Source organism: Streptomyces sindenensis, from assembly GCF_014649035.1.
Lineage (GTDB): Bacteria > Actinomycetota > Actinomycetes > Streptomycetales > Streptomycetaceae > Streptomyces > Streptomyces sindenensis.
In genome coordinates this window covers 105688-118063 of sequence record NZ_BMSG01000023.1, presented here as the reverse complement: position 1 = coordinate 118063, position 12376 = coordinate 105688, and the positions used below count along the sequence as shown (strand labels likewise).

Below are 12376 nucleotides of genomic sequence, written 5' to 3'. Positions count from 1 at the left end.
TGTCCGATTCCCGGTCGAAGCGGGCCGTGCAGTTTCGCTTTCCAGGTTCTCCGCTTTCGCGCTTTCCCTTTCCGGCGGCTCCAACTTTACCAGACTCTTTTTCGTTCCGTTTCCGGTCCGAATTCGATTTCCGGTGGCCTGTGGAGTGGCCTTGCCTTTCGGCGTGTCCACTACGTTAACCGATTCTCATGGCAGCTCATAATCGAGCCGATAGGGCGAATTACGGGCATGCCGAATTCGCACCCGCCAGGGTGAGTCGTAGGTAGTGGTGTGGCCGCTTCGAGTGGCTCGGTCCGGTCCGATGGACTGTGCCGATAGCTGTACCCGTGTCAAGCGGCTCGGACTACATTAGGCGTCCGCCGAGGGCGCGTCAAGTCGCCTTACGGCTCGGCCGACGGCGCGGCGCGTGGGCGCGGTAGGGACTCACCGTGGGGTCTCCCTCGATCCAGAAGCGCCACGGCTGGTGGGCTCCGTCGCCGCCCACTCCGGTGCGGGGGCCGCTGCGTACGAGGTCACGGGACGGCGGGGTGCCGTGCAGGATGGACAGCGCGGGGGTGGGGCCGCCGAAGAGGTCGCTGCCGTTCAGGTCGCGGTCGACGTCGAGGGCTGTGGCGAGGCGGGCCGGGCCTTTGGCCAGTTCCTTGTCGTTGCGGGCCGAGATGCGCCGGTCGCGGGCCAGGTGGGCGCCGACGTTGATCTCGCCGGCCCGGAGCAGGACTCCGCTGGCGTGGCCGTCCGGGCCGCAGACCAGGTTGAGGCAGTGCCACATCCCGTACGTGAAGTAGACGTACGTGTGGCCGGGCGGGCCGAACATCACGCTGTTGCGGGCGGTGCGGCCGCGGAAGGCGTGCGAGCCCGGGTCGATCTCGCCCGCGTACGCCTCCACCTCGGTCAGGCGCAGCTCGATCGTGCCCGCCGCTTCCCGGCGTACGAGGGTGCGGCCCAGCAGGTCGGGGGCGACCTCCAGGACGTCGCGGGCGAAGAAGTCCCGCGTCAGCGGGGTGCGGTCCGGGTTCTTGGTCATGGCGTCCGAGGGTACTGGGATCGCCGCGACGGGAACCGGCTACCGTCGTGGCGCGTATGTAGGGGTCAGGACCTAGAAGGAGTGACTATGGGCTTCAAGCGGCTGCTCGCGAGCATGGGTGCCGGCGGTGCCTCGGTGGAGACCGAGCTCACCGAGGTGAATGTCGTCCCCGGTGGGGTCGTCCAGGGTGAGGTGCGGATCCAGGGCGGTTCGGTCGCCCAGCAGATCGAGGGGCTCAACGTCGGGCTCCAGGCGCGGGTCGAGGTGGAGGGCGGCGACCAGGAGACCAAGCAGGACATCGAGTTCACCAAGCTGAACCTCGGCGGCGCCTTCGAGGTGCAGCCGGGCGCGGTGCACGTGGTGCCGTTCGGCCTGGAGATCCCGTGGGAGACGCCGATCACGATGTTCGGCGGCCAGCATCTGCGCGGGATGAACATCGGTGTGACCACCGAGCTGGAGATCGCCCGGGCGCTGGACTCCGGTGACCTGGACCCGATCAACGTGCACCCGCTGCCGGCTCAGGAGGCCATCCTCAACGCCTTCCGTCAGCTCGGCTTCGGCTTCCGCAGCGCGGACATGGAGCGCGGCCACATCCGGGGGACGCGTCAGCGGCTGCCGTTCTACCAGGAGATCGAGTTCGTCCCGCCGACGCAGTACCGCGGGCTGAACCAGGTGGAGCTGACCTTCGTCGCCGACGACCGGGAGATGGACGTCGTCCTGGAGATGGACAAGAAGCCGGGGCTGTTCAGCGAGGGCAGCGACTCCTACCGCGCGTTCAAGGTCGGGCTGCACGACTACCAGCAGACCGACTGGGCGGCGTACCTCAACCAGTGGCTGGCCCAGGTCGGCGGTCAGCGCAACTGGCTCTGAGCGGCTGTACGCCCTCCGGAGCGGCGGTGCTCGTACGCCCCCTACAGTCGGGTAAGAAGGCGGACGAACCGATCAGGAGAGGTGCCGGACGTGACCGAGTCGAAGAGGGCCCCGCTGCCGCACGACTTCCATCCGGAGGTGCCGGCGTTCACCGTGGTGAGCGACGACCTCGCGCCGGGGGCCGTGCTGGGTGACGCCCAGGTGCTTGCGGCAGGGAACACGTCGCCGCAGCTGCGGTGGGAGGGGTTCCCCGAGGGGACCAAGAGCTTCGCCGTGACGTGCTTCGACCCGGACGCGCCGACGGGCAGCGGGTTCTGGCACTGGGTGCTCTTCGACCTCCCGGTGTCGGTGACCGAGCTGCCGGCCGGTGCGGGCAGCGGGGAGTTCAAGGGGCTGCCGGAGGGCGCCGTCCAGGCGCGCAACGACTACGGGTCGAAGGATTTCGGCGGTGCCGCGCCGCCGCCCGGCGAGAACCACCGGTATGTGTTCACCGTGTACGCGGTGGACACCGAGAAGCTCGGGATCGACAGTGATTCCTCGCCCGCGGTGGTCGGGTTCAACCTCCGGTTCCACACGCTCGGGCGTGCGCAGCTGATCGGTGAGTACCAGGCTCCCGCCGGCGATTAGTTCGTCTGCTGTTTGCCCTGCTCTGGTCTTGGAGAGACCAGAGCAGGGCATTTTTTATTGCGTTGTCCATCGCGGCCTGCCCAGCCAGAGTTGATCCGGGCCTGCCAGGGGGCGGGCGGCACACGGGAGGTGGGCAGGATGCGTGACACGTTGGTTCTCAACGCGAGCTTCGAGCCGCTGTCGACAGTGACCCTCAACCGTGCGGTGGTCCTGATCCTGACGGACAAGGCCGTCGTCGAGCAGTCGCATCCCGAACTCCGTATGCGCGGTGCCGCCGTGGACATTCCGGCGCCCCGGGTGATCAGGCTCTGCCGGTACGTACGGGTGCCGTTCCGAAGACAGGCCCCGTGGTCCAGAAGGGGTGTGCTCATCCGGGACCAGCATCGGTGCGCGTACTGCGGGCGGCGGGCGTCCACCGTCGACCACGTGGTGCCGCGTGCCCAGGGCGGGCAGGACACCTGGCTGAACACGGTGGCCTCCTGCGCCGAGGACAACCACCGCAAGGCTGCCCGTACGCCGGAGCAGGCGGGGATGCCGCTGCTGAGGCAGCCGTTCGTCCCCTCCCCCGCCGAGGCGATGCTGCTGGCGATGGGGGCGGGTGACCGGGCGGAGCTGCCGGAGTGGCTGGACCGGGCGGTAGCGGCGGCTTAGCCGGCGTACGCCTGATGACGTAGAGGTGGGCCCGTCCCTCGGTGGGGGCGGGCCCACCGTCGGTCAGCGGAGCAGCAGCTGGACGATGGCCACCGTGCCGACGGCGACGATCAGGGCGCGCAGGACGGTGGGGCTCAGGCGGCGGCCGACCTTGGCGCCTATCTGGCCGCCGATGGCCGAGCCGACCGCGATGAGGAGGACGGCCGTCCAGTCGAAGTGGGCGACGAAGAGGAAGAACAGCGCGGCGATGCTGTTGACGATGGCGGCCAGGACGTTCTTGACGGCGTTGAGGCGCTGCATGGTGTCGTCGAGCAGCATGCCCATCAGGGAGAGGTAGATGATCCCCTGGGCGGCGGTGAAGTAGCCGCCGTAGACGCTGGCGAGCATGAGGCCGGTGAACAGGAGCGGGCCGCCGTCGGTGCGGGCCACGGCGCCGGTGTGTTCACGGCGGCGCTGCACGGCTTTGCTGATGCGTGGTTGCAGGATCACCAGGACGAGCGCCATGGCGACCAGGACCGGGACGATCGTCTCGAAGGCCGTGGAGGGCAGGGCGAGCAGGAGCGTGGCTCCGGTGAGGCCGCCGATGGCGGCTCCGATGCCCAGTTTGATGATGCGGCGGCGCTGGCCGGCCAGTTCCCTGCGGTAGCCGATGGCTCCGCTGATGGAGCCGGGGATGAGGCCCAGCGCGTTGGAGACCGTCGCGGTGACCGGCGGGAGGCCGGTGGCGAGCAGGACGGGGAAGGTGATCAGGGTGCCGGAGCCGACGATCGTGTTGATCGTGCCCGCTCCGACCCCGGCCGCGAAGACGGCGAGTATTTCCCAGATGGACAAGGCCATCTCCTTCGGTGGTCAGTGACGCCTCCCCGCCATGAAGGTCGAGGGGCCTCACTGATCATGCCCGAAGGGGATTCCGGCTCAGGAGACCGGGGGTTCCTCGCGGCGCTCCACCGCGGGGGCCGGGATGCCGCCCTTGGGGCCGCCGCCGTTTCCGCCGTCGCCGCCGGTGTTGAAGCCGGGTACGCCGCCGCCGAGGTTGCCGAAGGCTCCGCTGAGGCCCTTGAGGGCGTCGCCGATCTCGCTGGGCACGATCCAGAGCTTGTTGGCGTCTCCCTCGGCGATCTTCGGGAGCATCTGGAGGTACTGGTACGAGAGGAGCTTCTGGTCCGGGTCTCCGGCGTGGATGGCCTCGAAGACGGTGCGGACGGCCTGGGCTTCGCCCTCGGCGCGCAGGGCGGCGGCCTTGGCCTCACCCTCGGCGCGCAGGATCGCGGACTGCTTCTCACCCTCGGCGGTGAGGATCTGGGACTGCCGGATGCCCTCGGCGGTGAGGATCGCGGCGCGCTTGTCGCGGTCGGCGCGCATCTGCTTCTCCATCGAGTCCTGGATGGAGGTGGGCGGCTCGATCGCCTTGAGCTCGACGCGGTTGACGCGGATGCCCCACTTGCCGGTCGCCTCGTCGAGGACGCCGCGCAGGGCCGCGTTGATCTCCTCGCGGGAGGTGAGGGTCCGCTCCAGGTCCATGCCGCCGATGATGTTGCGGAGGGTGGTGACGGTCAGCTGCTCGATCGCCTGGATGTAGCTGGCCACTTCATAGGTCGCGGCGCGGGCGTCGGTCACCTGGTAGTAGATGACGGTGTCGATGTTGACGACCAGGTTGTCCTGGGTGATCACCGGCTGCGGTGGGAAGGGCACGACCTGTTCACGCAGGTCGATCCGGTTGCGGATCGAGTCGATGAACGGAACGACGATGTTCAGGCCCGCGTTCAGGGTGCGGGTGTAGCGGCCGAATCGCTCGACGATGGCGGCGCTGGCCTGCGGGATGACCTGAATCGTCTTGATCAGGGCGATGAAGACGAGCACCACCAGAATGATCAGGACGATGACGATCGCATTCATGGTGTCTTTCGTGTCCTTCGGTTGGCCGGTGGATCGCGGATATCGGGGTCGGTCCTCAGGCGTGGCCGGTGGCCGGCGTGTTGCGGGCCGGTCCGGATCTCCGTGATGATCGACATGATCGACTTCGAGTCTGGCAGACGTGGGCCCGCCCCGTGCGGGCTTCGGTCACATGACGACGGCCGTCGCTCCGTCGATGTCGACGACATCGACCTGGGTGCCGGGCTCGAAGACCTGGTCGGGGTCGTAGGAGCGGGCCGACCAGACCTCGCCGGCGAGCTTGATGCGGCCGCTGTCGGCCGACACCCGCTCCAGCACGGCCGCTTGACGGCCCTTCAGGGCGTCGATGCCGCTGGCCTGCCCGGTCTGTCCGGCCCGGTGCCTGGCGGCGATCGGGCGCACGACGGCGATCAGCGCGACCGAGACCAGCACGAAGACCAGCACTTGGGCGACGATTCCGCCGCCGAGGGCCGCGACGGCCGATGCGGCCACCGCCCCGACGGCGAACATGCCGAATTCGGGCATCGCGGTCAGGACGAGGGGGATGCCCAGTCCCACCGCGCCGATCAGCCACCACACCCATGCGTCGATGTCCACATGGTCATCGTAGGACTGTCGGTGCGTCACCGACAGGGCGCACGGGGGTCAACTGCGGTGAACCGCTTGCCGGTCGGGGTGCGATGGCCTCGTGCGGCGGCCTCGGTCAGGAGAGCGGGAGGCCGTGGGCGGTGTAGCGGTCGCCGGTGTGCTCGACGATGAGCGGCAGGCCGAAGCAGCGGGAGAGGTTGCGGGAGCTGAGCTCGGTCTCCATGGGGCCGGCGGCGAGGATCTTGCCCTGGCGGATCATCAGGACGTGGGTGAACCCGGGGGCGATCTCCTCGACATGGTGGGTGACCATGATCATGGAGGGGGCGTACGGGTCGCGGGCGAGACGGCCGAGGCGGCGGACGAGGTCCTCGCGCCCGCCGAGGTCGAGCCCGGCGGCGGGCTCGTCGAGGAGCAGCAGTTCGGGGTCGGTCATCATGGCGCGGGCGATGAGCGTGCGCTTGCGCTCTCCTTCGGAGAGCGTGCCGAACTTGCGGTCCAGGTACTCGGTCATGCCGAGGCGGTCGAGGAAGGCGCGGGCGCGCTCCTCGTCGACGGCCTCGTAGTTCTCGTGCCAGGTGGCGGTCATGCCGTACGCGGCGGTGAGGACGGTCTGGAGCACGGTCTGGCGCTTGGGCAGCTTGTCGGCCATCGCGACGCCCGCCATGCCGATGCGGGGGCGGAGCTCGAAGACGTCGGTGCCCACGCCGCCGAGCTTCTCGCCGAGGACGGTCGCCGCTCCCTTGCTGGGGAAGAGGTAGCTGGACGCAAGGTTGAGGAGGGTCGTCTTGCCGGCGCCGTTGGGGCCCAGGATGACCCAGCGCTCCCCCTCCTTGACCGACCAGGAGACGTCTTCCACCAGAGCGCGTCCGTCGCGGACCACGGATACGTCCACCAGCTCCAGTACATCGCTCATGGCGCGTTGTCTCCCCAAGCAGTCTCGTCGATCGTCGCGTGCCGGTGGGCACGGCTCCCAGGGAAAACCTACGCCACCGCGCGAGTGGTTCGGGCGTGAGGTCCGTACGCCAGGCACGGTCCGGGCGTTCCCTAGGCTGTGGGCATGCTTGTCGAACCACGTTCAGGGTTGTTGGCCGCTTGGGGAAACGCGCTTCTGGCGGGACTCGTCTCGCCCGACGAGGCGGCCCTCGCGATTGTCGGAGAGGACGCGGTGCACCGGGTCGCGGGGCTGCCGGGTGAGGCGGGGCCGGTCGGGCTCACGCTGGCGCTCGGCCGGCTGAGGGGGCTCGGGGCGACCGGTTTCCGGGTGGCGCTGCCGGCGCCGGGGCATCCGCTGGGGCTGAGCGGTCCGCCGGACTTCAACGCGCGGGCGCTGGAGGCGGAGGAGGCCGTGGTCGCGTACGGGGTGCCGTACGGGCTGGTGCCGGAGGTGAGCGAGGCCGGGCCGGAGGGGGATCTGCACGTCGAGGTGGTGTGGCGGGTGCTGCCGGTGCGGGAGGCGCCGCCCGCGGATGTGCCGTCGCTGGGTGAGGCGGAGCGGGAGCTGGCGGAGGCGTTGCGGGACGCGACGGCGGTTCTGTCGCGGCTGGACGTGGCTGGTTCCGGGCCGGTGGCGGAGGCGGCGGTGGATGCCTACCGGGCGCGGGTGGAGCGGGGTGGCGGGCGTGAGGTGCTGGCGCCCGGGTATCCGCCGCGGGCGGTGCGGGTGCTGGAGATGGCGCAGCGGGTGGGGCTGCTCGTCTCGGTGGCGTACGAGAACGGGCACGGCAGTGCGGTGAGCGCGTCGGAGATCGCGGCGCGGGGGGAGGCTTTGCGGCCGGTGGAGCGGGTGGCTCGGCGGGCGTTGGTGGCGGCGTACAACGCGTATGTGGAGGGCGGGGAGGTACGGCGGTAGGCCCGCGGGCCTCTTGTCCTCAAGCGCCGGACGGGCTGGAAGGGGACCCCTCGGGCGGGGAGCCCGTTGGTGTGCGGGAGCCCCGCCCTGAGGGTTCCGTCCTCAAGCGCCGGACGGGCTGGAACAGCTCGCCTGGCGGGCTGGAACAGCGGGCGGGGCTTCCGGCGTCAGGGGGGCTGGTCAGTGGTTCAGGCCGAGGTTGCCGAAGGCCGGGTTGAGCAGGCCCACCACGTTGACCGTGTTGCCGACCACGTTCACCGGGACGGCCACCGGGACCTGCACGAGGTTGCCGCTGGCGACGCCCGGGGAGTCGGTGGCCACGCCGTGGGCGTCGGCACCGCTGTGGCCGGTGGCGGAGGCGGCGCCGGCGCCGGCGGCGATGAGCCCGCCCGCGATCATCGTGACGGCGGCGGCCTTCTTCAGGTTCTTCACTTCAGGCTCCTCCTGGAAAGGCTGCGGCGAACCGCCGCAGCACGCCCTGGAGAACGCCGTGCCGCCCGGGAGGATGCGCCGTTCGGGTGACATACACCCGACAGTATGAATCTCAGTCCGGGCGGGAACCCGCACCCGAGGCTGCTGCGTCAGCCCACCGCTCCGTGGCGTACCGCCCACAGCGCCGCCTGGGTGCGGTCGGCCAGGTCGAGCTTCATCAGGATGTTCGAGACGTGGGTCTTGACCGTCTTCTCGGAGAGGACGAGGGCCCGGGCGATCTCCCGGTTGGAGCGGCCGTCGGCGATGAGGCCGAGCACCTCGCGTTCCCGTTCGGTGAGCGTGCTCCCCCGGCCTGTGCCGGTGCCCGCGTCCTCCTGGGCGAGGAGGGCCCCGGCGACCTCGGGCTGGAGCAGGACGTGTCCGGCGTGGACCGAGCGGATCGCCCCCGCCAGGGCGTCCGGGTCGACGTCCTTGTAGACGTAACCGGAGGCTCCGGCGCGCAGGGCGGGGACCACGGTGCGCTGTTCGGTGAAGCTGGTGACGATGAGGACCTTGGCCGGGTTGTCGAGTTCGCGCAGGCGCCGCAGCGCCTCGATACCGTCGGTGCCGGGCATCTTGATGTCCATCAGCACGACGTCGGGGCGCAGCTCCTCGGCCCGGTCCACGCCCTCCGCGCCGTCGGAGGCCTCGCCGACGACCTCTATGTCCTCCTGGATCTCCAGGAAGGTGCGCAGTCCGCGGCGGACCACCTGATGGTCGTCGACCAGCAACACCCTGATGATCTTGTCAGCCACCGGGGACCTCCATCTCGATCGTGGCGCCCTTGCCGGGCTCCGATACAACGGTGAGTCGGCCGCCGACGCTGTTCGCCCGGTGGCGCATGGAGACGAGGCCGAGGTGGCGGCCCGCCCGTCGGACGGCGGTGGGGTCGAACCCGTCCCCGTCGTCGGTGACGCGCAGGACGGTGGCGGGGCCGCGCCGGGCCAGGGTGACGCTCACGCGTTCCGCCCCGGAGTGGCGCAGGGCGTTGTGGAGGGCCTCCTGGGCGACCCGGAGCAGCGCTTCCTCCTGGGCGGCGGGCAGCGCGCGCACCCCGCAGCTCTCGAAGACGACCTCCGCGGTGTGCGCCCGGTCCAGGACCTGGATCTGGGTGCGGAGGGTGGCGATCAGACCGTCCTCGTCGAGGGCGGCCGGACGCAGCTCCACCACCGCCGCCCGCAGTTCGTCGACGGCCTCGGCGGCGAGGGCGGCGACCTGCTGGAGCTCCCCCTTGGCGCGGCCGGGGTCGCGGTCGACGAGGGCGGCGGCGGCCTGGGCGGTGAGGCGGAGCGAGAACAGCTTCTGGCTGACCGCGTCGTGCAGCTCGTGGGCGAGCCGGGAGCGTTCCTCGGCGATGGTCAGCTCGCGGCTGCGTTCGTAGAGGCGGGCGTTGGTGAGGGCGATCGCCGCGTGCTGGGCGAGGATCGAGAGCAGTTCCTCGTCCTCGGCGGTGAAGCCGCAGCCGCCCTCGGGTTTGGGGCACATCTTGTTGGCGAGGAAGAGCGCGCCGATGATCTCGTCGCCGTCCGTGATCGGCAGGCCGAGGAAGTCGGACATGTCGGGGTGTGCGTCGGGCCAGCCGCCGAAGCGGGGGTCCTGCCGGACGTCGGCGAGGCGTTCGGGCTTCGCCTGGTGGAGCATCGCGGCGAGGATGCCGTGCTGGCGGGGCAGCGGGCCGATGGCCTTCCACTGTTCGTCGCTGACGCCGTCGACCACGAACTGGGCGAAGCCGCCGTGGTCGTCCGGGACGCCGAGGGCCGCGTACTGGGCGTCGAGCAGCTCGCGGGCGGAGGCGACGATCGTCTTCAGGACGTCGCCCACTTCGAGGTGCCGGCTCATGGCGAGGAGCGCGGCACTCACCGCGGCGAGGCCCGACGGTGGGCGATGACTCATGGGATCACCGTACCGGCGGGGGCCTGGCGGTCGTATCGGGCCCGGGTCGGTGCTCGGCGCGCCGCGGCCTGGGCCCTGCGGGCCCGCCTCTCGGCCGGAGGTCGTAGGACTGCCCGGGACCTACGCCGAAGTGCCGGGTACGGGTGCGCCTCCAGGGCGAGGCGCGGTGCTGCGGGGCCTTCCTACGGTGAAGTCGCCGGGGTCTCCCGGCGGACGCCGAGGGTACGAAGGGGACGGTCACCATGCCGGTCGCGATGATCACAGGTGGTTCGAAGGGGCTGGGACGGGCGTTGGCGGGGGCGCTGGCCGGGGAGGGCTGGGACCTGGTGCTGGACGCCCGGACCGCCGGGGTGCTGGAGGAGACGGCGCGGGAGCTGCGCGGACGGTACGGGACGCGGGTGGCGGCGGTGCCGGGGGATGTCACGGACGCGGCGCACCGGGCGGATCTGGTGGCGGCGGCCGGTCAGCTGGGCGGTCTCGATCTCCTGGTGAGCAACGCGAGCGTGCTGGGGGCGGAGCCGCTGGTCCGGCTGGACGCGCTGCCGCTGGAGGGGCTCAGGCTGGCGCTGGAGACGAATGTGGTGGCGGCGCTCGGTCTCGTGCAGGAGGCGTTGCCGCTGTTGCGGGCCTCGGAGGCGGGGTCGGTGGTGGTGATCAGCTCGGACGCGGCGGCGGAGCCGTACCCGACGTGGGGTGGTTACGGGGCGTCGAAGGCGGCGCTGGACCAGCTGGCGGCGGTGCTGGGCGAGGAGGAGCCGGGGCTGCGGGTGTGGGCGGTCGACCCGGGTGACATGGCGACGGACCTGTACGCGGCGGCGGTCCCGGAGGACGCGGACGATTCGCGGCCGTCGCCGGAGAGCGTGGCGCCCGCGTTCCTGCGCCTGGTGCGGGAGCGGCCCGCCGGGGGCCGGTACGCGGCTCCGGCCCTGCTGGAGAGGCCGGCGGGGCAGGACGGGGGTGCGCGATGACCGCGCGGGGGCGGTGCGAGGGCGGCGACGTGGCCCTTGCCGTGCCGGGGACGGGCGGGGAGCCGTCTGCCCCGGCCGGCCCGGGCGGGGCAGAGCCTGCGGCGGCCACGGTCGGTCCCCCGGCCCTGGGCGCGCCCTCGCCGCAGCCGGGCGGGGGCGGAACCGCAGCGGAGGGCACGGTCGGCTTCCCCGCCCTGGACGCGCCCTCGCCGCAGCCGGGCGGGGCCGGAACCGCAGCGGAGGCCACCGCGCTGGAGGCCCTGCGGGTGCCGGAGGAGTTGTCGGCTCGGGTGCCGGCCGAGCAGCGCGGGGCGGGGCGTGATGACGTACGGCTGCTCGTGTCCCGGGGGCGGGCGGTCGCGCACCATGCGTTCCGGGAGCTGCCGGGGCAGTTGCGGGCCGGGGACGTGCTGGTGGTGAACACGTCCATGACGTTGCCCGCCGCGGTGAACGGGCGGGTGGGCGGGGAGCGGGTCGTCGTGCACTTCTCGACGCGGGGTGCGGACGGGCGGTGGGCGGTGGAGCTGCGGGCGCCCGTGGGGGCGGGGGTGACCGGGCCGCGGCCCGGTGGTCCGGCGGGGGCGGTGGTGCGGCTGCCGGGCGGGCGGGCCCTGGTGCTGGAGGAGCCGCTGGGGCCCGCGGCCGGGGCCCGGCTGTGGTGGGCGCGGGTGCCGGAGCCGGTGCCGGAGCTGTTGCGCCGGTACGGGCGGCCCATTCGGTACGGGTACACGGATCGGGATCAGCCGCTGTCGGCGTACCGGACGGTGTTCGCGGTGGACTCCCCGGACGGGAGCGGTTCGGCGGAGATGCCGAGCGCCGCGCGCCCCTTCACGGCCTCGCTGGTGGCGGAGCTGGTGCGCCGGGGGGTGCTGTTCGCCCCGCTGTCCCTGCATACGGGGGTGGCCTCGGCGGAGGCGCACGAGCCGCCGTACCCGGAGCGGTTCGCGGTGCCGGCGGCGACGGCGTGGCTGGTGAACGCCGTGCGGGCGGCGGGGAGCGGGAGGGTGGTCGCGGTGGGGACGACGGCCGTGCGGGCGCTGGAGTCGGCGGTGGGCGCGGACGGGGTGGTGCGGCCCGCCGAGGGGTGGACGGACCTCGTGGTGACGCCGCGGCGGGGGGTGCGGGTGGTGGCCGGGCTGCTGACCGGGCTGCACGAGCCGCGGGCCTCGCATCTGCTGATGCTGGAGGCGGTGGCGGGGCGCGAGGCGCTGCGCCACGGGTACGAGGCGGCGCTCCAGGAGCGGTACCTGTGGCATGAGTTCGGGGACGTCCACCTCATCCTGCCGGATGAGGAACGTAACGCTCCGAATTGCTCCAGCAACGAGTGGTGAGACTGTTACCTCGCCGATGTGAGCCCAGGCATAGGATGCACGTCACTTACGAACGTACCTAGTGGGCCCATAAGGGCGTTTTGAGCAGGCATAAATGGAGGTCATTTCGGACGAACGGGACCCTTCTCTACTACCCGGCTTCGTACGTCACACCTTTGCCACAGGATTTTGCTGCCGCTAAGAATTGCTCTCGTCCCCGACGGAGGTGCGC

At 71.5% G+C, this 12376-nt stretch carries 14 protein-coding genes; 6 read left to right on the top strand and 8 right to left on the bottom strand.

What is annotated here, in order from left to right; all coding sequences use genetic code 11:
• Window positions 1-370: 370 nt before the first annotated feature.
• Window positions 371-1024, bottom strand: coding sequence for a DNA-3-methyladenine glycosylase (locus tag IE145_RS23500; RefSeq protein ID WP_189527421.1), 654 nt, complete (start codon window positions 1022-1024; stop codon window positions 371-373).
• An 87-nt stretch (window positions 1025-1111) separates the two neighbouring features.
• Here IE145_RS23500 and IE145_RS23495 point away from each other — a divergent pair, with 87 nt between their 5' ends.
• From IE145_RS23495 to IE145_RS23485, 3 genes are all read left to right on the top strand, one after another.
• On the top strand, window positions 1112-1894 hold the full coding sequence (locus IE145_RS23495; RefSeq protein ID WP_189527420.1) for a sporulation protein: 783 nt from the start codon (window positions 1112-1114) through the stop codon (window positions 1892-1894).
• 90 nt (window positions 1895-1984) lie between these two features.
• A complete protein-coding gene (locus IE145_RS23490; protein ID WP_189527419.1) occupies window positions 1985-2521 on the top strand; it encodes a YbhB/YbcL family Raf kinase inhibitor-like protein in 537 nt (178 codons plus the stop codon).
• Between the two features lie 138 nt (window positions 2522-2659).
• On the top strand, window positions 2660-3172 hold the full coding sequence (locus IE145_RS23485) for an HNH endonuclease (protein ID WP_189527418.1): 513 nt from the start codon (window positions 2660-2662) through the stop codon (window positions 3170-3172).
• Window positions 3173-3235: 63 nt separating this feature from the next.
• Here the strand turns inward: IE145_RS23485 and IE145_RS23480 are convergent, their stop codons facing one another.
• The 4 genes from IE145_RS23480 to IE145_RS23465 form a co-directional block, all read right to left on the bottom strand.
• Window positions 3236-4009: a sulfite exporter TauE/SafE family protein gene (locus tag IE145_RS23480; RefSeq protein WP_189527417.1), complete on the bottom strand. Its 774-nt coding sequence runs from the start codon at window positions 4007-4009 to the stop codon at window positions 3236-3238.
• Window positions 4010-4087: 78 nt separating this feature from the next.
• Window positions 4088-5068, bottom strand: coding sequence for an SPFH domain-containing protein (locus IE145_RS23475; RefSeq protein WP_003970005.1), 981 nt, complete (start codon window positions 5066-5068; stop codon window positions 4088-4090).
• Window positions 5069-5233: 165 nt separating this feature from the next.
• Window positions 5234-5662 (bottom strand): NfeD family protein, encoded by a 429-nt coding sequence (locus tag IE145_RS23470; RefSeq protein ID WP_189527416.1) that lies wholly within the window; start codon window positions 5660-5662, stop codon window positions 5234-5236.
• A 106-nt stretch (window positions 5663-5768) separates the two neighbouring features.
• A complete protein-coding gene (locus tag IE145_RS23465; protein WP_189527415.1) occupies window positions 5769-6566 on the bottom strand; it encodes an ABC transporter ATP-binding protein in 798 nt (265 codons plus the stop codon).
• Window positions 6567-6710: 144 nt separating this feature from the next.
• Here IE145_RS23465 and IE145_RS23460 point away from each other — a divergent pair, with 144 nt between their 5' ends.
• A complete protein-coding gene (locus tag IE145_RS23460; RefSeq protein ID WP_189527414.1) occupies window positions 6711-7502 on the top strand; it encodes an Rv1486c family protein in 792 nt (263 codons plus the stop codon).
• 180 nt (window positions 7503-7682) lie between these two features.
• On the opposite strand, the gene IE145_RS23455 is transcribed toward IE145_RS23460, so the two are convergent.
• The 3 genes from IE145_RS23455 to IE145_RS23445 all read right to left on the bottom strand — a co-directional run bounded on the left by IE145_RS23455 (window position 7683) and on the right by IE145_RS23445 (window position 9866).
• Window positions 7683-7934: a chaplin family protein gene (locus tag IE145_RS23455; protein WP_189527413.1), complete on the bottom strand. Its 252-nt coding sequence runs from the start codon at window positions 7932-7934 to the stop codon at window positions 7683-7685.
• Between the two features lie 149 nt (window positions 7935-8083).
• The gene (locus IE145_RS23450; protein ID WP_189527412.1) at window positions 8084-8728 is read right to left on the bottom strand and encodes a response regulator; all 645 of its coding nucleotides are present in this window, start codon (window positions 8726-8728) and stop codon (window positions 8084-8086) included.
• Entirely contained in the window at window positions 8721-9866 is a 1146-nt protein-coding gene (locus IE145_RS23445) for a GAF domain-containing sensor histidine kinase (protein ID WP_189527411.1), read from the bottom strand. Before IE145_RS23445 ends, IE145_RS23450 begins: the two co-directional genes overlap by 8 nt.
• Before the next feature lie 242 nt (window positions 9867-10108).
• On the opposite strand from IE145_RS23445, the gene IE145_RS23440 reads away from it, so the two are divergent.
• Window positions 10109-10834 carry an SDR family NAD(P)-dependent oxidoreductase gene (locus IE145_RS23440; RefSeq protein ID WP_189527410.1) on the top strand — a complete coding sequence of 242 codons (726 nt, stop codon included), beginning with the start codon at window positions 10109-10111 and terminating at the stop codon, window positions 10832-10834.
• Window positions 10831-12165, top strand: a complete 1335-nt coding sequence (locus IE145_RS23435) for an S-adenosylmethionine:tRNA ribosyltransferase-isomerase (protein ID WP_229825756.1) — start codon at window positions 10831-10833, stop codon at window positions 12163-12165. The genes IE145_RS23440 and IE145_RS23435 overlap by 4 nt, the downstream gene beginning before the upstream one ends.
• Window positions 12166-12376: the final 211 nt, after the last annotated feature.